Origin of the sequence: Streptomyces sp. NPDC047525 (genome assembly GCF_040643025.1) — a bacterium.
GTDB classification, from domain to species: domain Bacteria; phylum Actinomycetota; class Actinomycetes; order Streptomycetales; family Streptomycetaceae; genus Streptomyces; species Streptomyces durmitorensis.
This window is the reverse complement of the sequence record NZ_JBEYTL010000024.1, coordinates 66,698-83,884: the sequence shown is the minus strand read 5'-3', so window position 1 is coordinate 83,884 and position 17,187 is coordinate 66,698. Positions and strand designations below refer to the sequence as shown.

Genomic DNA, 17,187 nt, shown 5'->3' with positions numbered 1-17,187 from the left:
TTCGGGAAGGGGGATCCCACCATGACCGTCTCGCCGGACTTCTCGGCCGCGTCCACGGCTGTCACGGCCGCGCTCGGCGCCTATCTGCTGCTCGGTGAGCCCTGGCTCGGCCGCCGTCTCTACGGCTCGCTCGCCCGCCGCCGCGACACCGAACCGCGCGCTCTCGTCGGCTACTTCACCTTCGTACTCGTCTTCTGGTGGCTCTTCGCCGCGCTCGCCCTGCTGGCGCTGCTGCTCTCGCCGGCCATGGCCGCGTCCGACCTCGGCATCGCGGCGCCCGCATCGCCGGTGTCCACGGCCGTCGTCATCGTCGCGGTGGTGGCCGTCACCGTGGTGTCCGGGCGGAAGATGCGCGCCCTCGCCGAAGACGGCAGGAACGTGCCGGGGCTCGCCTCCATCCGGGCGATGCTGCCGCGCACGGCACAGGAGCGCCGCCTCGCGATCGCCGTCGCCGTGACCGACGGCATCTGCGCCGAACTCGTCTACCGCGGGCTCCTGATCGCCTTCGGCGCCGGTGTGCTCGGCCTCAACCTTTATGCGGCTGCGGCCCTTTCGGTGCTCGTGTACGCCGTCGCGGGCTGCTACCAGGGCCGCAGTGGTGTCATCGCCTTCGCCGTCGTGGGGGCGCTGCTCGCCGGGCTCTATGTGTCGACCGGGAGCCTGCTGCTGCCCGTCGCCATCCATGTCGCCCTGTCCGTGCGGGACTTGACCCTCCCCGAACCGGAGCCGATCGGTTCCGTGCCCGCGTACGCACCGGCCGCGAAGGGCAGCTGACCATGACCGCATCCGCCTCCGGGGGCGCCAGGCCCGACCGCCGTGCCAGCTGGTTCAAGGGCGTACTCGATCTCCTCGTGCTCGCTGGCCTCACCGACGGCGAGAGCTACGGCTACGAGATCGCCAAGCTGCTCGGCGCCGCCGGGTTCGGCCAGATCAAGGGCGGCACGCTCTATCCCGTGCTGAACCGCCTCGAGGAGGCGGGCCTGGTCGCCGCCGAGTTCCGGGCCACGGAGAAGGGCCCTGGGCGGCGCTACTACTCCCTCACGGATGCCGGACGCGCCACTCTCGGCGAGCAGGGCGGGCTGTGGCTCGCCTTCGACGGATCGGTGCGTGAGGTCCTTGCGAAGGCGGGCGTGCGATGAGCTACTTCGATGACCTTGCCGCGCAGTTGCGGCAGGAGGGGGTGCCGTCCGACCGCGTCGAGGCGACCGTCGCGGATCTGGCGGCGCACCTGGAGGAGTCGGGTGGCGCGGACCCGGAGGCCGAGTTCGGGCCTGTCGAGGAGTTCGCCCGCGAGCTGGTGCCCGCGGGGGGCCACGAGCCCGAGGTCCCCGAGGCGCATGTCGAGACGTGGCGGTGGACCGCCGACACGTACGTCGACGAAGAGCTCCTGAACCGCTTCGGCGGCGAGGGGTGGGAGGTCGAGCGGGTCGACGCGCTCGGGCGCTTCGTCAGCCACCGGGATCTTGAGCGGCCGCAGCGGTGGGAGTACCGGCGTGAGCTGGTCACGCGGGGGCGTGAGGGGCTTGACGAGCGGCTTGCCCCCGAAGGGTGGGAGGCCTGCGGGAACTGGATCGTCTACGCGTGGTTCAAGCGGCCGCTGGCCGCGAGCCTTGGGCCGGGGGCGGAGATTTCGGCTCCGCCGGGGGTGCCGGGGCGGTGGCGCTTCTTCAGTCGGCGGTTCTATGTGCTGGTGGGGGTCGCGGCGCTTGCTGTCGTGCTGGCGGGGGTTGCCGTCGCCGTCGATGACGGCGACGCCGACAGTGGGTTCGGCTTCGCCGGGGGGCTCTTGGTGGGGGCCTTGGTTCCGCTCGCTGGTCTGTGGGGCTTGCAGGTGTGGCGTGCGCGCCGTTGACCTCCGCGGGGTGCCGTCTCGCTGTGTGAACGGCACCCCGCGGAGGATCCAGAGCTAGGACTTGAGCGCCGCCGACATCATCGCCCTCGCGATCGGCGCCGCCAGGCCGTTGCCGCTCACCTCCGACCTCGCCGCGTCCGAGGACTCGATGATGACCGCCACCGCGACCTCCTTGCCGTCGCTGCCCTTGGCGTACGAGGTGAACCAGGCGTACGGCGTCTTGCTGTTGTTCTCGCCGTGCTGGGCTGTACCCGTCTTGCCGCCCACGTCCGCGCCGCTGATCCGCGCGTTCGTGCCCGTACCCTTCTCGACGACCGTCTCCATGGCCGACTGCAACTGGCTCGCCGTGTCCTCGCTCATCACGCGCTCGGAGTCCGCGTCGTCGAACGAATCGAGGACATCGCCGTTCGAGTCGGTGATCTGGGACACCATGTGCGGCGAGACCAGCTCACCGCCGTTGGCGATCGCGCCCGTGACCATCGACATCTGGAGCGGCGTCGCCGTCACGTCGAACTGGCCGATGCCGGTCAGGGCGGTCTGGGCCTTGTCCATGTCCGAGGGGTACACGCTCTCGGACGCGCGCACCGGCACGTCCAGCTTGTCGGCGTTGAAGCCCATCTTCTCGGCCATCGACTTGACCTTGTCCTGGCCCAGGTCGACGGCGATCTTCGCGAAGACGTTGTTGCACGAGTACTGGAGCGCCGTACGGATCGTGGCGTCCTCGCAGGGCGCGCTCGCGTTCTCGTTCTTCAGGACGGTGGTCGTGCCGGGCAGCGTGTACGGGTTCGGGCTGTCGGTCCTGGTGTCCGCCGAGCCGTAGAGCCCGTCCTCCAGGGCCGCCGCCGCGACGACCAGCTTGAACGTCGAACCCGGCGGCAGCGGCTGCCGCAGCGCGCGGTTGACCAGCGGCTTGTCCTCGTCCTTCAGGAGCGCCTTCCACTCCTTGGAGTCCGTGGAACCGCTGATGTCGGAGGGGTCGTACGAAGGCGTCGACACCATCCCGAGGATCTTGCCCGTCTTCGGGTCGACGGCGACCGCCGCGCCCTTCTTGTCGCCGAGCGACTTGTACGCGGCCTTCTGCACCGCCGGGTCGATGGTCGTGACCACGTCACCCGGATCGGCGCGCTTGTTCGTGACCGTGTCCAGGGGGTTCTTCAGCCGCGTGTCGGTGCCGTCGAGGACGTCCTTGTAAATGCCCTCGATCTGCGTCGCTCCGTACACCTGCGAGCTGTAGCCCGTGACGGCCGAGTACAGATCGCCGTCCTTGTAGGTGCGTTTGTACTTGAGGTCGCCGCCCTTCGTCCGCTCGGAGCCGGTGACGGCGTCACCGCCCACGATGATGTCGCCCAGCGGGTTCGCATACTGCTCGATCGCGTTGCGCCGGTTCAGCTTCTCGTCCGCGAGCGCCTTCGAGTCGTAGAACTGCACCCACGTCGCCCGCACCAGGAGGGCGAGCACGAGCAGCAGCGTGAAGACCGAGGCGTGCCTGATCGTCTTGTTCATCCCGTGAAAAGACGACCGGCGCGGATGCATTCGTTCCGTTCTGCCGGGTTTCTTAGAGATTCCTCATACTGCGGGAGACCGCGGCCGCGCGGTCACTCCGTGTTCATGAAGCCCGCCTCGTACGCCGCGATCACCGCCTGTGTACGGTCCCGCGCGCCCGTCTTGGCAAGCACCGAGGCCACATGTGTCTTCACCGTCGCAGGGCCCACGCCCATCCGCCCCGCGATCTCCGCGTTGGTCAGGCCCGCCGCCATCAGCCTGAGCACCTCGCTCTCGCGCCCCGTCAGCCTGGCCACCCAGGCCGGCGCCGCGGGCTTCGCGCGCGCGTGTTCGGCCGCAAGGGCGCGCACCGCCGCGGGGAAGAGCAGCGAGTCGCTGCGCGCGACGAGCCGCACCGCCTGGACGAGCGAGTCCGCGTCGGCCCGCTTGAGCAGGAACCCGGAGGCCCCGGCGCGCAGCGCCTCGTACACGTAGGAGTCGTTCTCGAAGGTCGTGACGACCACGATGCGCGGCGGGTCCGCCTGCGTCTGCAGGATCTGCTCGGTGGCCCGGATGCCGTCGATCTCCGGCATGCGTACGTCCATGAGCACCACGTCGGGGTTCAGCTCGCGCACGACGGACACCGCCTCCGCGCCGCTCGCCGCCTCGCCGACGACCTCCAGGTCGGGCTCGGCGGAGAGGATCACGCGCAGGGCGGTGCGCACCATGCGCTCGTCGTCGGCGAGGACGATGCGGATGGGGGCCGCGGCCGTGTGGGTCATGGGTGTACGGGTCCCTTCGGGTCGGTCGTCGTGCGGGTCCCCTCGGCGGGGCCCTTCAGGGGCAGTCGTACGCTCACGCGCCACACCCCGTCGGCGGGGCCCGTCCGGACCGTGCCGCCGAGGAGCCTGGCCCGGTCGGTGATGCCGCGCAGGCCGTGGCCGCCGCCGGGGCGGGACGCGGGGGCGCCGAGGGGCAGCGGGTTCTCCGCGAGGATCTCCAGGTCGGCGCCGTCCAGGGCGATCCGGAGCGTCACGGGGGCGTCGGGGCCCGCGTGCCGCAGGGCGTTGCTCAGGCTCTCCTGGACGATGCGGTAGGCCTCCCGGGACACCATCGGGGGCAGGGCGTCCGGGCCTCCGGGGCCGAGCTCGACCGTGGCCTTCACGCGCAGGCCGCCCGCGCGGGTGCGCTTGAGGAGCCCGTCGAGGTCGGCCGAGAGGGTGGGAGCGGGCGCGGTCGGGCTCGCCTGTCCGTCGCCTCCCTCCCTCAACACCCCCAGGACAGCGTCGAGTTCGCCGACCGTGCGCCGGGTCGTCTCCTCGATGGCGGCCAGCGCCTCGCGGACGAACTCCGGGTCGCGGTCCAGGACCCTGCGGGCGGCGCTCGCCTGGAGCGTGACGGCGCTCAGGGCGTGGCCCACCGAGTCGTGCAGCTCCCTCGCGAGCCGGTTGCGCACGGCGAGGTCGGCGGCGCGCTGCTCGGCCGCCGCGAGCCGGTCGGCGGGAGAGGGGCCGAGGAGGTCGGGCGCCCAGCGCGCGAGCAGGCCCCCGGCCACGGCGGCGCACCCCGCGAGCGCGGCCAGGGAGAGGACCCCGATGACCGGGCAGAGCGCCAGCATCCAGCCCTCGCCGAAGACTTCGGGCATCCCGATCCGGCTGCCTCGCAGCACAGCGGTGAATGGCAGGGCGATGAGCACCGCCGCGAACGGCGGCAGCGCGAGCGACATTCCGCTGATGATCCCGCCGAACCCGAGGTGCAGCGTGAACCACGCGACGGTGCGCCCACGCGCCTGCCGGGACCGCGCGGGCCCGTCGGCGAGCGCATCGCCCGGCACGTCGCACAGGGCGCGCACGGCGGCCACCGACATGGGCCGGGTGAGCGGGAACAGCGCGGTGATCGCGGCGAGCGGCAACCCTGCTGCGAACGCGCCGAGTTGGGCGGTGAGCGAGCCGAAGACGTTGTCCTCGCCGAGCAGCGGCCCGACGATGACGGAGCCCACGAAGACGTACGGCATGGCGAGCGCGCCGCCGAGGATCAGATGGATCCACCGGCGCCGCGCCCGCCGCCCGAACAGGGCCGACGCGAGCGTCTTCACGCAGGGAGCCGTGGGGCCGGGGCAGCCGCGCGCGCCCGCTCCTTGAAGAAACACACCCCGAGAGCGGCCACGAGCGTCCCGATGATCATCCGCACAGCGTAGGTCAGGATCATCAGCGGCGTGGGCTGCTCGGCGATGTCGTCGACGCCGCCGAGCGAGGCGAACAGCAGCCATCCGCCCCAGCAGGTGACCGCGCCCGAGCCGAGCCAGGCGAGGGCGAGCGGCACCTTGACGGGCAGCGCGGGAGCCCACCGGAAGGCGATGAGCAGCCCGCCGGCCACGGCTGCGGCGAGGTAGACCAGATCCAGCGCTTCGAGGACGTAGAAGTCGGTCGTACGCCCTTCGATCCGCGCCTCGTTGAGGCCGAAGGTGGAGCCGGTGGCCCAGAGGAGGTGCAGGGCGGCGGGGGCGAGGGCCAGGACGGCGGCGGCGATGGCCGTGCCGCGCTGAAGGCTGCGGCGGGTGGGGGTGGTCGGGCGGGGCAGATCCCAGAGGCGGCCCTGCCACACGTGTCCCCAGCGGTCCCGTGCGTACAGGACGAACAGGGCGCCGAGGGCGAGGCCTTGGAGGATGAAGCCGCCGTAGACGACGCCGAAGACCCACTCGTCGAGAAAGGCACCGCTTCCGCCGTCCTCCGAGGGCCGGTTGATGCTGCCGCCGAGGGCCTTGACCAGGAGCTGGAGCGGGAACCCGGCCATGATCGGCATCAGCAGCCCGGTGGCGGCCCACATGGGGAACGCGAGCAGCCATGCGGGGGTCCGCAGGCCCCAGGGGCGGGTCAGGAGCAGCGCGAGGAGGATGACGCAGGCGTCCATCAGGACGGTGAGGGCGTTGGCGAAGATCATGGTGGTGCGGTGTTCGAGGAGGCTGCTGTCCTCGGGGATGCCGAGGTGGCTGCCCGCGATCCAGGCGATCTTGAGGGTGAGGTAGGGGAGGGCGGCGAGGATCGCGAGGGCGCGCAGGGCCTGGCGGGAGCGGGGTGTGGCCACGGGTGCCGGGGCGGGCGCGGCGGGGACGAGTGTCTGGCTCATGGTCCCTACGCTCCCGGGGCGGGGCCTGGGGCACGTCCTGCGTGGCGATGATCCGGGTCCGCCGTGCGGGGGAGGGTGAGGAATCCAGCCCGTCCGGCGTTTGAGGACGAACTCGGCGAAGCCGGTGATGACGGCGCCCAAGACCCGGCTGCTGGGCTCCTACGCCAGCATCAGCACAGCCTCATCGATCTCCTCGCCCCGCGCATGCGCGAAGCCCCGCTCGGCGGCGGTGACCCGGAAGCCGCACTTCTCCAGGACTCGCAGGGACCCCGCGTTGTCCGCAGCCGCCCGCGCGTACAGCGGGCGTTCCGCCACCTCCGCCAGCAGACCCCGCAAGGCGGCCGTGGCGAGGCCCCGGCCCCAGTGGTAGCGGTCGATCCAGTAGGTGACCTCGCGGTGGCCCCGCTCCCCGTACACCGCCGCGCTGCCCACCACGTCACCGTCCGCGAGGACCGTCCGCACGACCACGTCGGCCGACTCCCGAAGCCCCTTCCAGTGGCCTTCAAAGAGCGTCCAGTCCGCCGTCTTCGGCGAGGTGAACGCGGCGACGCGGTTCGACTCGGGGTCGTTCATCTGCCGGTAGAAGACGGGGAGATCGCTGTCGTGGACGGGGCGGAGACTGACATCCATGGTGGCCATGGCTCAGAGCCTACGAGTCGCCAGTGTCAGCCGGTCCCGCGCGTCGAACAACGCGTCCTTCACCATCTGCTCGTGCGCCGGCGTCAGCCGCGCCACCGGCACGGAGCAGCTGATCGCGTCGCGCGCGGGCGTGCGGTACGGGATCGCCACGCCGAAGCAGCGCAGGCCCAGCGTGTTCTCCTCGCGGTCCACCGCGAAGCCCTGCTCGCGGACCGTGCGCAGCTCCTCGATCAGCTTCTCGCGGTCGGTGATCGTGTGCTCGGTCAGCGCGGGCAGCGTATCCGGGAGCATCTTGCGGACCTGCTCGTCGGTGTGGGTGGCGAGCAGCGCCTTGCCCAGGGACGTCGAGTGCGCGGGGAGGCGGCGGCCCACCCGTGTGAAGGGGCGGAGGTAGTGCTGTGACTGGCGCGTGGCGAGATAGACCACGTTCGTGCCGTCGAGGCGCGCCAGGTGGATCGTCTCCGTGGTGTCGTCCGAGAGGCGGTCGAGCGTCGGACGCGCCGCCGCCACCACTTCGTCGCCGTCGATGTACGAGGTGCCGACCAGCAGGGCCCGCACCCCGATCCCGTACCGCGTGCCCGTCGCGTCCGTCTCCACCCAGCCCAGCTCCACCAACGTACGCAGGAGCATGTAGAGGCTGGACTTGGGGTACCCGACGGCTTCCTGGACGGCGGCCAAGGAGTGCATTCCGGGGCGGCCCGCGAAGTATTCGAGCAACTCCACCGTCCGCACCGCGGACTTGACCTGTGCCCCGCCAGTCTCGCCAGCCGACATCGCCCTTGACCCCTTAGTTCGACGAGAAATAGTCTCCGAAGTCTCCGCTATTCATCATCGGAGACAGCGTTCAGCATATCGAACAGCCCCAGGTGGGTGGCAGCACATCTGTGGCATCACCTCTGGAGGAGCCCGCGGTGGCAGCAGCACCAGTCTGGAGTGTCGACCCCCGAACCGGGAAGCAGCGCGAGCAGGTTGCGGTCGAAGCCACAGCCCAAGAGGTCGACCAGGCGGTACGCGCCGCGCTGGCCGCCCAGGACGCCCTCGCCGAACGTGCCGTACGCGCCGCCTTCCTGCGCTCGGCGGCCGAACTGCTCGACGGGGCGAAGGATCACCTGGTGGAGGCCGCGGACGCGGAGACCGCGCTCGGTCCCGTCCGGCTCACCGGCGAACTCGCCCGCACCTGCTACCAGTTGCGGGCCTTCGCGGACGTGGTCGAGGAGGGCGGGTTCCTCGGCGTCGTCATCGACCACCCCGACAGCAGCGCGACCCCGCCCATCCCGGACCTGCGGCGCTACAAGATCCCGCTGGGCGTCGTGGCCGTCTACTCCGCGTCCAACTTCCCCTTCGCCTTCTCCGTCCCCGGCGGCGACACCGCGAGCGCGCTCGCCGCGGGCTGCCCCGTGGTCGTCAAGGCGCACCCGGACCACCCGGCCACCTCCGAGCTGGTGGCGGCGACGCTGCGGCGGGCCGCGGCCCTGCACGACATCCCCGAGGGCGTCATCGGCCTCGTGCACGGCTTCGACGCGGGCGTGGAGCTCGTCAAGCATCCGCTCGTGTCCGGCGCGGGCTTCACGGGCTCGATCCGCGGCGGCCGCGCCCTCTTCGACGCGGCGGCGGCCCGCCCCGTGCCGATCCCCTTCCACGGAGAGCTCGGCTCCCTCAACCCGGTCGTCGTGACCGAGGCCGCGGCGGTCGAGCGCGCCGAGGAGATCGGAGCGGGCCTCGCGGGCTCGATGACGCTCGGCGTCGGCCAGTTCTGCGTCAAGCCCGGCCTGGTCTTCGCACCGGCGGGCGCGGGCGGCGACCGGTTCGTCAAGTCCCTGACGGAGGCGGTCAGCGACACCGAGGCCGGGGTGCTCCTCGACCACCGGATGCGGGACAACTTCGTGGCGGGCGTACGGGAGCGGGGCGAGCTGCCGGACGTGGACGCGCCGGTGACGCCGGGCGCGGGCAGCGAGCACACGGTCAGCGCGGGGTTCCTGACGGTTCCGGCGGCGAAGCTCGCCGACGAGGGCGAGCACGACCTGCTCCTGGAGGAGTGCTTCGGCCCGGTGACGGTCGTCGCGCGCTACGAGAGCGAGGCGGAGATCACCAACGTGCTCACCCGCCTCCCCGGCAACCTCACGGCCACGGTGCAGCTGTCGGCCGAGGAGGCCGCGGGCGAGGGCGGCGGTGCGGCGCTGATCGCCGAGCTGACGCCGCTGGCCGGGCGCGTGCTGGTCAACGGGTGGCCGACCGGGGTCGCGGTGGCGCCCGCGCAGCACCACGGCGGTCCGTACCCGGCGACGACGTCCACCTCGACCTCCGTGGGCGGTACGGCGATCGAACGCTGGCTGCGTCCTGTCGCGTACCAGAACACGCCTGCCGCGCTGCTCCCGCCCGAGCTGCGGGACGACAACCCTCTGGGGCTGCCGCGTCGCTACGACGGGCGCCTGGAACACTGACGCCCATGGACGTCAACATCCCCGAACTGCCCTTCTCCCTGCGCACGTACGGCCCCGACGGCAACTGGTCGTACGAGGACGGGGTGCTCACCGGCTGGGCGGGCGCCCGGCAGGACCGCTTCGTGCCGCCGACGGGCGAGGCGCTGGACCCCGCGTCGGACGCGCCCCGTCTCCTGGGCGCGCCCGAGGGGGACTTCCAGCTGATCGCGCGGGTGACGGTCGGTTTCGCGGCGGCGTTCGACGCGGGCGTGCTGTACCTGCACGTGGGCGACCGGGAGTGGGCGAAGCTCTGCCTGGAGCGGTCGCCGGACGAGGCGACGGTCTGCACGGTCGTCACCCGCGGCCGCTCCGACGACTCGAACGCCTTCGTGGTGGGCGGCAGCAGCGTCTGGCTCCGCATCAGCCGCACGGGCTCGGCGTTCGCGTTCCACGCCTCACTGGACGGGAAGCGGTGGACGTTCGTCCGGATCTTCTCGCTGGGCGAGGAGAAGACGGCGGGCGCGGCCCTGGTGGGCTTCATGGCGCAGTCGCCGGTGGGGGAGGGGTGCGTGGTGACGTACGACGGGCTCGAATTCCGCCCGAACTGGCCCCGGGGCCTCAGGGACGGGTCCTAGTACCCCGCGGGGGGCGTGCCGTTCCTGGGGGCTCCGCCCCCAGCCCCCCGCTCCTCAAACGCCGGAGGGGCTGAGATTTCCCCGCCCCGGCTGGAATCGTTCAGCCGGGGCCGGGAAGCTTCCAGCCTGTCCGGCGTTTGAGGACGAACTCGGCGGAGCCGGTGATGTCGGAGACCAAGGCCCCCGCGCCAGTGGGTTTTCGGGAAGGGGCGGGGTTGGGGAAAGTCAGCGCCCCCGCCGCAGCCCCAGCGTCGCCGCCCCCGAAGCCGCCAGCAGCCCCGCAGCGATCAGCAGACTCACCCGCATGCCCGAGACGAAGTCCCCCGCCACCAGGCCTCCGAAGGCCGCGATCCCCAGGCCGCCCGACACCTGACGGGCCGAGTTGAGGACCCCCGCGGCGAGTCCCGCCCGGTCTGCGGGGACCGCCTCCATCATCGCCGCGGTGAGCGGCGGGATCGTCAGGGCGCAGCCCAGTGCCAGCGGCACCATGAGGAACGCCAGGGCGAGCGCCGGCGTCGACGCGTCGGTGAAGAGCAGTGCGAGCAGCCCCAGGACGGCAAGCGACTGCCCCGCCAGCATCGGCGTCCGCGGTCCCACCCGCGCCGCCAGCTTCCCCGCGAAGACGTTCGTCACCGCGATGAGCCCCGTCATCGGCAGGAACATCAGCCCGGCCCACAGCGCCGAACGCCCCTGCACCTCCTGGAAGAAGAGGCTGAAGACGAAGACGAGACCGTAGAAGGCGACGCTGCACGCGGCCCCGGCCGCCACCGTGATCGCGACCGTCCGGTCGCGGAAGAGCCCGAGCGGCACCACCGGATGCGGCTGCCGCGCCTCCGTCCGCCAGAAGGCCAAACCCGCTGCCACGGCCACCACCAGGGCGATCAGCCCCGTCGTACCGCCCTCGATGACGGCGAACGTCACGGCCGTCAGCGTCAGGACCGCGAGCAACTGCCCCGGCACGTCCAGCGGCGCGGGCCGCCGCTCAGAGCGCGGCGCCCGCAGCAGGAGCACCAACGCCACCGCCCCCAGGGGCACGTTGATGAAGAAGATGCCGCTCCAGTCCCACGCGGTGGTCAGCGCGCCGCCGGCGACCGGGCCGAGCGCCACCGCCACCGAACCGCCCGCCGCCCACATCGCCACCGCGCGCGCCCGCTTGGCCGCGTCCGAGTAGGCCTGGCGCACGAGGGAGAGCGAGGCGGGCAGGACCACGGCGGCCGCCACGCCCTGCACCACCCGCGCACCGATCAGCACGGGCAGGGACGGCGCGAGGCCGCACGCCACCGAGGCGGCCGTGAACACCGCGATGCCGATCGCGTACGCCCGGGTCGCGCCGATCCGGTCGGAGAGCGCGCCGGTGGAGAGCATCAGGGCGGCGAAGGCCAGGGTGTAGGCGTCCACGACCCACTGGAGCCCGGACATGCCGCCGCCCAGGGAGTCACCGATCGCGGGCAGCGCCACGTTCACGACGGAGGCGTCGAGCGTGATCAGGGCGAAGCCGAGCATGGCGGCGGTGAGCGTGAGGCCGGGGGAGGTGCGGCCGGGGGAGGTGCGGCCCTTGCGGGGTGAGCCCGGAGCCGGGACCGGCCGCGTCAAGTGTCCCGGATCGCGGGAGCCTTCGGTGAGGGAGTTCGTTGCCATGTCCATGAGTCTGCTGACCAGGGCGCGGCTACAGTAGTGGCCTGAATGCCATGCCTCCGGAGGTTCTGGCCATGCCCCGCCCGAAGTCCGCCCGCCCGTCCCACCGGCCGCACCGCGTCGCCGTCATCGCGCCCTCACCGGTGTCGATGTTCAACCTCGCGGTCCCCGAGATGCTCTTCGACAAGGTCGAGGTGGCGGGCGGACCCGGCTACGAGGTGGTCGTCTGCACCCCGCAGCCCGGCACCATCGCCACCACCGGCGGGCTCAGCCTCCACGTGGAGCACGGGCTCGACGCCGTGCGCGAGGCCGACACCCTCCTCGTCGCGGGCACCGGACACCGCTACGCACCCGACCCGCGGACCGTCGCGGCCGTCCGTGAGGCCGCCGACGCGGGCAAGCGCATCGCCTCCATCTGCAGCGGCGCGTTCGTGCTCGCGGAGGCGGGACTGCTCGACGGGCGCAGCGCGACCACGTACTGGCAGCTCGCCGAGGAGCTGCGCAGCCGCTATCCGTCGCTCGACCTCAAGGGAGACGTCCTCTACGTGGAGGACGGGCAGGTCATGACGTCCTCCGGTTATGCCGCCGGGATCGACCTGTGCCTGCACATCATCCGCACCGACTACGGAGCGGCCGTCGCCAACCAGGTGGCCAGGGCCGCGCTCGTCGCCCCCGTGCGCCCCGGCGGTCAGACCCAGTTCACCCAGACCCCGCTCCCGCCCGAGCGCGGCAACGCCTGCGCCGACACCCGTGGCTGGGCCATGCGCCACCTCGACGAGCCGCTCACGCTCACCGACCTCGCCCGGCAGGCGGGCGTCAGCGTGCGTACCCTCACCCGGCGCTTCCACGCCGAGAGCGGGGTGAGCCCGCTGCAGTGGCTCCTCCACCAGCGCATCGAGCGGGCCAAGGAGCTCCTGGAGACGACCTCGCTCTCCATGGACCAGGTGGCGCAGGCCTGCGGGCTCGGCACCGCCGACTCGCTCCGCGGCCACCTGGTGCGCCGCACCGGGCTCACGCCGAGCGCCTACCGCGCCCAGTTCAGCCGCCTTGGAACCCAAAGCTCCCGGAACGCGTCTGTCGCAGCGTGATCCACTCAGCACTCCCCACGACGATGCGGACCGTGATGCCGACCGTCATACGCACCGCCCTCACCGCCGACGCTCCGGCCCTCGCGGCCCTGCACGCCCGCGCCCGCGCCACGTACTACCCCGAGGGGCTGCCGGACGAAGGCGTCGACGGCACGGCGATGTGGCGGGGAGCCGTCGAGCGCCGTGCCGGGCATGTGCTGTGCGCGGTCCGCGAGGGCCGGATCGTGGGCGTCGCGTCCTTCCGTACGCCCGAGGGCGAGGCGGCGGACACCGTGGCGCTCTTCCAGTTCCACGTCGACCCCGGACACTGGCGTGCCGGGGTCGGCGCGGCCCTGCACGCCGCGTGCGTGGAGGAGTGGCGGGCCGACGGCATCCGGACGGCCACGCTGGACGTCCACCGGGAGAACCGGCGCGCCCAGGCCTTCTACGTCCGCCACGGCTGGCGGCCCGCGGAGCCGGGCGAGGGCGCGGGCACCCACCTGCGGATGCGGCTGGCTGTGACGGCCGACGGGACGGCCGAGGAAACGGCCGACGGGACGGCCGGGGAATGAGCGTGGCAGGTCGTACGTTGTTCAACTGACCGGAGGGATCCTCCGCACTACCGTTCGACCTGAAGAGAGCTAGTCACATGCGCGTCGAGATCTGGAGCGACATCGCCTGCCCCTGGTGCTACGTGGGCAAGGCCCGCTTCGAGAAGGCACTCGCCGCCTTCCCGCACCGCGACGACGTCGAGGTGGTGCACCGCTCCTTCGAGCTCGACCCCTCGCGCGCCAAGGGCGACAGCGGGCTCGTGATCCCGATGCTCGCCAAGAAGTACGGCATGAGCGAGGAGCAGGCCCAGGAGGCCGAGCGGAACCTCGGAGTGAACGCCTCCTCCGAAGGCCTCGACTACCTCACCGAGGGCCGCGACCACGGCAGCACCTTCGACATGCACCGCCTCCTGCACTTCGCCAAGGAGCAGGGCCGCCAGGACGCGCTGCTCGGGCTCCTCTACCGCGCCAACTTCGCCGAGGAGCGCTCCGTCTTCGACAACGACGAGCGCCTCGTGGAGCTCGCGGTCGCGGCCGGTCTCGACGCGGACGACGCCCGCGCGGTCCTCGCCGACCCGTCCCGCTACGCCGACGACGTACGCACCGACGAGCGCGAGGCCGCGGAACTCGGCGCGAACGGCGTGCCGTTCTTCGTCCTCGACCGCAAGTACGGCGTGTCCGGCGCACAGCCCGCCGACGTCTTCGCGCAGGCCCTGGAGCAGGCGTGGGGCAGCCGCTCGCCGCTCACCACCCTCGCGGACGGCGGCGACGGCGACGCCTGCGGTCCTGACGGCTGCGCGGTCCCGCAGGCCGCGGGTGACGACGCTTAAGCGCCGTTGAACGGTCGCCTCCACGCATACGCGATGGACGTGGGTGCGCCGGGGCGCGAGAGTTGATCCCATGGGGATCATCAACGGCGCCGAGTTCGCGCCCACGTCGACGTACCTGAACACCGCGAGCTGCGGCCTGCTGCCCGCACGCGCCGTCGAGGCCATCCAGAGCCTCGCGGCCGAGAACGGCGCGGGCAGGCGCGGCGGCTCGGGCGACTTCGGGATCGTGCAGGCCGCCCGCGAGTCCTTCGCACGGCTCGTGGGCGTGCCCCACGCGCGCGTGGCCCATGGCGGCTCGGTCGCCGTCCACGCCGGGCTGATCGCCGCTGCGCAGCGGCCAGGATCCGAAGTCCTTTTCCCCGAGGGGGACTTCAGCTCGATCATCAACCCCTTCGTGGTGCGCGGCGACCTCAAGATCCGCTACGCGCCGCTCGAGGAACTCGCCGAGGCGATCCGCCCCACCACGGCGCTCGTCGTGTACTCCGTCGTGCAGTCGGCCGACGGCCGTCTCGCCGACGACACGGCGGTGCGCGAGGCCGCCGCCGCCCACGGCGCCCGCACCCTCAACGACGCCACGCAGGCCGCGGGCTGGCTGCCCTTCGACGCGAGTCTGTACGACTACACCGTCACCGGCGCCTTCAAGTGGCTGCTCTGCCCGCGCGGCACGTCGTTCCTGACGGTGAGCGAGGAGGCGCAGGAGTCCCTCGTCCCGCTGCACGGCGGCTGGCTCGCGTCGGCGGACTCCTGGAACTCCACGTACGGCCCACTCTCGGAACTGGCCCCCGACGCGCGCCGCTACGACGAACCCCCCGCGTTCCTCGCGTACCACGGAGCGGCGGCCTCCCTCGCCTACCTGGAGGAGACCGGCGTCGAAGCGGTCCACGCCCACGACACGGCGCTCGCGGCCCGCTACCGCGCGGGACTCGCCGAACTCGGCCACGTGCCGGTGCCCGGCGCTTCGCCCATCGTGTCCGTCCCCGGAATCGCCGACAGGGAGCCCGAGTTGAGCCGGGCCGGGATCTTCGCCTCCGCACGGGCGGGGCACCTGCGAGCCTCGTTCCATCTGTACAACACGGAGGCGGACGTGGACCGGATCCTCGACGTGCTCTCCGGCTGAACCCTGGCGCGCAGGGCGGCGGGGCACTAGGAATGCAGGACGGGGTGGCCTCACGAGGCGGTGGTGTCAGTGGCTCAGCAGCCCATGAGGGACACCGACCTGCACCGGCGCCTGGTGTACGGCGACGAGACGGCTCTCGCCGAGGCCTACGACACGTACGGCCCCCTCGTGCACCGCGTCGCGGGGCGCGTCACCCGCAGCCCCGCCGCCGCGGAGGACGTCGCCCAGGAGGTCTTCGCCCATCTCTGGTCCAGGCCCTACGCGTTCGACGCGCGGCGGGGCAGTCTGCGCACCTGGCTGTGCATGCTGGCGCATCGGCGGGCGGTGGACTGGGTACGCGGGGAGGAGCGCCACCGCAAGGCCGCACATGCCGACGACACGACCCTGCACACGATCCCCACCCCGGATCCGCCCCCGGAAGACGTGGTCATGGCACGAGAACGTTCCCTGCTCCTGCACTCCGCCCTGGCGCGGCTGCCGCTCCCGCAGCGCCAGGTGGTGCACTTGGCGTACTTCGCGGGCTGCACGTACCGCCAGGCGGCGCTGGAACTCGGCATCCCCGAGGGGACGGCGAAGACCCGTTTACGGGCGGCCTTGCGCAGACTGGCCGAAGCCCTGACCGAATCACCCGACCCACCTGATCCAACCGATCCACCCGGCCCGGCACTTGCCGACGCTCCAGGCGAAAGAGGCGCGTGATGACCACGGATCACGAAGCCGTACGTGAACTTCTCGGGGCCTGGGCCGTCGGCGCGCTCATGCCGGGCGACGAGCGTACGGTCGCCCCGCATCTGGCCGACTGCGATCGGTGTGCGGCGGAGGCGGGGCGCCTGCGGGCGACGGTCCAGGGCCTGGACGGCCCGCCCCTGGCCGACCCCGGGCCCGCTCCCGCCGGGCGGGGCCTCGCCCTTGCCCTGCGCACCCGCCCGGCGGCTTCCCGCACGGCTGTGCACGCCGCGCCGTACGCTGCCGCCGTGGCCGGACTCCAGGCGCTCCTGGGCGAGTTGGCGGAGCGCGAGGCCTGGGGAACCCCGGTCGTGCACGACTGGGACGTCCACGACACGGTGGCGCACCTGCTGGCCGCGGACGAGCCGCTTGCCGTGCGTCTGGGTCTGCGGGCGCCTTCGGCGTGGGACGGGGTGGACGGGACTCCGTGGCGGGTGGCCTGGGCGGCGCGTACGGAGGAGGTCCTCGCCCGGGAGCGGGTCCGGACCCCGGCGGAGACGATCGAGTCCTGGCGGAACCAGGCGACCGCGCTCCTGTCCTCCCCGGAGGCACACGACCCCGAACTGGCCGGACGGGCGACGATGTTGATGGGCGCCCGGCTTCCGCTCGCCGACCACTTCCTGGTCCGGGCCTTCGAGGCGTGGGTGCACACGGACGACATCGGCAGGGCCCTGGACATGCCGGTCCCGCCGCCCCGCACCGCCCACCTGTGGCAGCTGGTGCGCCTGGCCGTACGGACCCTGGAGCTGGCCATGGGCTCCAAGGCGCCGGACGTCGCGCTGACCGTCGCGGGGGAGGGCGGCGAGGTGTCGTGGATCCTGGGCAGCGGGGCGGAGCCGGTGAGCGCGGAGCTGGTCCTGGACCCGGTGGACTTCTGCCTGCTCATGGGCGGCAGGGTGGACCCCGCGGTCGTCCCCAGGGGAATCTCCGGCAGTGAGACCGCCGCGGGCCGGGTCCTGACCCGGGCGGCGTCCCTGGCCTGGCTCTGAACCCGGGGCTCCCTCTGCCCGAACAGACCTCTCCCGCCCACCTGCCCGTTCACCCCGCAGCTTCGACAGCCACGAACAAGCTTTCCCGCCCACCCGCCTGATTGCCCCGCGGTGCCAG

Annotated in this window: 18 protein-coding genes; 11 read left to right on the top strand and 7 right to left on the bottom strand. The window is 72.5% G+C overall.

The annotated features are described in order from the left end of the window. The first annotated feature begins 21 nt into the window (after positions 1 to 21). The 3 genes from ABZ833_RS41135 to ABZ833_RS41125 are packed head-to-tail and all read left to right on the top strand — an operon-like array spanning position 22 to position 1,852. Positions 22 to 774, top strand: a complete 753-nt coding sequence (locus tag ABZ833_RS41135; RefSeq protein ID WP_361058320.1) for a CPBP family intramembrane glutamic endopeptidase — start codon at positions 22 to 24, stop codon at positions 772 to 774. Positions 775 to 776: 2 nt separating this feature from the next. Next, on the top strand, positions 777 to 1,139 hold the full coding sequence (locus ABZ833_RS41130) for a PadR family transcriptional regulator (RefSeq protein ID WP_361058318.1): 363 nt from the start codon (positions 777 to 779) through the stop codon (positions 1,137 to 1,139). After that, positions 1,136 to 1,852, top strand: coding sequence for a hypothetical protein (locus tag ABZ833_RS41125; protein ID WP_361058316.1), 717 nt, complete (start codon positions 1,136 to 1,138; stop codon positions 1,850 to 1,852). Before ABZ833_RS41130 ends, ABZ833_RS41125 begins: the two co-directional genes overlap by 4 nt. A gap of 54 nt (positions 1,853 to 1,906) precedes the next feature. On the opposite strand, the gene ABZ833_RS41120 is transcribed toward ABZ833_RS41125, so the two are convergent. The 6 genes from ABZ833_RS41120 to ABZ833_RS41095 form a co-directional block, all read right to left on the bottom strand. After that, positions 1,907 to 3,355 (bottom strand): penicillin-binding transpeptidase domain-containing protein, encoded by a 1,449-nt coding sequence (locus ABZ833_RS41120; protein ID WP_361058314.1) that lies wholly within the window; start codon positions 3,353 to 3,355, stop codon positions 1,907 to 1,909. A 92-nt stretch (positions 3,356 to 3,447) separates the two neighbouring features. After that, the gene (locus ABZ833_RS41115) at positions 3,448 to 4,116 is read right to left on the bottom strand and encodes a response regulator transcription factor (protein WP_361058312.1); all 669 of its coding nucleotides are present in this window, start codon (positions 4,114 to 4,116) and stop codon (positions 3,448 to 3,450) included. Next, on the bottom strand, positions 4,113 to 5,429 hold the full coding sequence (locus tag ABZ833_RS41110; protein WP_361058310.1) for a histidine kinase: 1,317 nt from the start codon (positions 5,427 to 5,429) through the stop codon (positions 4,113 to 4,115). The genes ABZ833_RS41115 and ABZ833_RS41110 overlap by 4 nt, the downstream gene beginning before the upstream one ends. After that, positions 5,426 to 6,460, bottom strand: coding sequence for a hypothetical protein (locus tag ABZ833_RS41105; protein ID WP_361058308.1), 1,035 nt, complete (start codon positions 6,458 to 6,460; stop codon positions 5,426 to 5,428). The genes ABZ833_RS41110 and ABZ833_RS41105 overlap by 4 nt, the downstream gene beginning before the upstream one ends. A gap of 159 nt (positions 6,461 to 6,619) precedes the next feature. Then, positions 6,620 to 7,090: a GNAT family N-acetyltransferase gene (locus ABZ833_RS41100; RefSeq protein WP_361058359.1), complete on the bottom strand. Its 471-nt coding sequence runs from the start codon at positions 7,088 to 7,090 to the stop codon at positions 6,620 to 6,622. 12 nt (positions 7,091 to 7,102) lie between these two features. After that, on the bottom strand, positions 7,103 to 7,873 hold the full coding sequence (locus ABZ833_RS41095; protein ID WP_361058306.1) for an IclR family transcriptional regulator: 771 nt from the start codon (positions 7,871 to 7,873) through the stop codon (positions 7,103 to 7,105). A gap of 137 nt (positions 7,874 to 8,010) precedes the next feature. On the opposite strand from ABZ833_RS41095, the gene ABZ833_RS41090 reads away from it, so the two are divergent. Further along, on the top strand, positions 8,011 to 9,540 hold the full coding sequence (locus ABZ833_RS41090) for an aldehyde dehydrogenase (NADP(+)) (RefSeq protein WP_361058304.1): 1,530 nt from the start codon (positions 8,011 to 8,013) through the stop codon (positions 9,538 to 9,540). Positions 9,541 to 9,545: 5 nt separating this feature from the next. Further along, on the top strand, positions 9,546 to 10,154 hold the full coding sequence (locus ABZ833_RS41085; RefSeq protein WP_361058302.1) for a DUF1349 domain-containing protein: 609 nt from the start codon (positions 9,546 to 9,548) through the stop codon (positions 10,152 to 10,154). A gap of 225 nt (positions 10,155 to 10,379) precedes the next feature. Here the strand turns inward: ABZ833_RS41085 and ABZ833_RS41080 are convergent, their stop codons facing one another. Continuing rightward, on the bottom strand, positions 10,380 to 11,657 hold the full coding sequence (locus tag ABZ833_RS41080; protein ID WP_361058357.1) for an MFS transporter: 1,278 nt from the start codon (positions 11,655 to 11,657) through the stop codon (positions 10,380 to 10,382). Between the two features lie 206 nt (positions 11,658 to 11,863). Here ABZ833_RS41080 and ABZ833_RS41075 point away from each other — a divergent pair, with 206 nt between their 5' ends. The 6 genes from ABZ833_RS41075 (at position 11,864) to ABZ833_RS41050 (ending at position 17,069) form a co-directional block, all read left to right on the top strand. Continuing rightward, the gene (locus tag ABZ833_RS41075; protein ID WP_361058300.1) at positions 11,864 to 12,877 is read left to right on the top strand and encodes a helix-turn-helix domain-containing protein; all 1,014 of its coding nucleotides are present in this window, start codon (positions 11,864 to 11,866) and stop codon (positions 12,875 to 12,877) included. Between the two features lie 35 nt (positions 12,878 to 12,912). Next, a complete protein-coding gene (locus tag ABZ833_RS41070) occupies positions 12,913 to 13,428 on the top strand; it encodes a GNAT family N-acetyltransferase (protein ID WP_361058298.1) in 516 nt (171 codons plus the stop codon). Between the two features lie 77 nt (positions 13,429 to 13,505). Continuing rightward, complete coding sequence (locus ABZ833_RS41065) at positions 13,506 to 14,237, top strand: DsbA family oxidoreductase (protein WP_361058296.1); 732 nt, start codon at positions 13,506 to 13,508, stop codon at positions 14,235 to 14,237. A 70-nt stretch (positions 14,238 to 14,307) separates the two neighbouring features. Next, a complete protein-coding gene (locus ABZ833_RS41060) occupies positions 14,308 to 15,354 on the top strand; it encodes an aminotransferase class V-fold PLP-dependent enzyme (protein ID WP_361058294.1) in 1,047 nt (348 codons plus the stop codon). Between the two features lie 84 nt (positions 15,355 to 15,438). Next, complete coding sequence (locus tag ABZ833_RS41055) at positions 15,439 to 16,053, top strand: sigma-70 family RNA polymerase sigma factor (protein WP_361058355.1); 615 nt, start codon at positions 15,439 to 15,441, stop codon at positions 16,051 to 16,053. Further along, the gene (locus ABZ833_RS41050; RefSeq protein ID WP_361058292.1) at positions 16,053 to 17,069 is read left to right on the top strand and encodes a maleylpyruvate isomerase family mycothiol-dependent enzyme; all 1,017 of its coding nucleotides are present in this window, start codon (positions 16,053 to 16,055) and stop codon (positions 17,067 to 17,069) included. The genes ABZ833_RS41055 and ABZ833_RS41050 overlap by 1 nt, the downstream gene beginning before the upstream one ends. Positions 17,070 to 17,187: the final 118 nt, after the last annotated feature.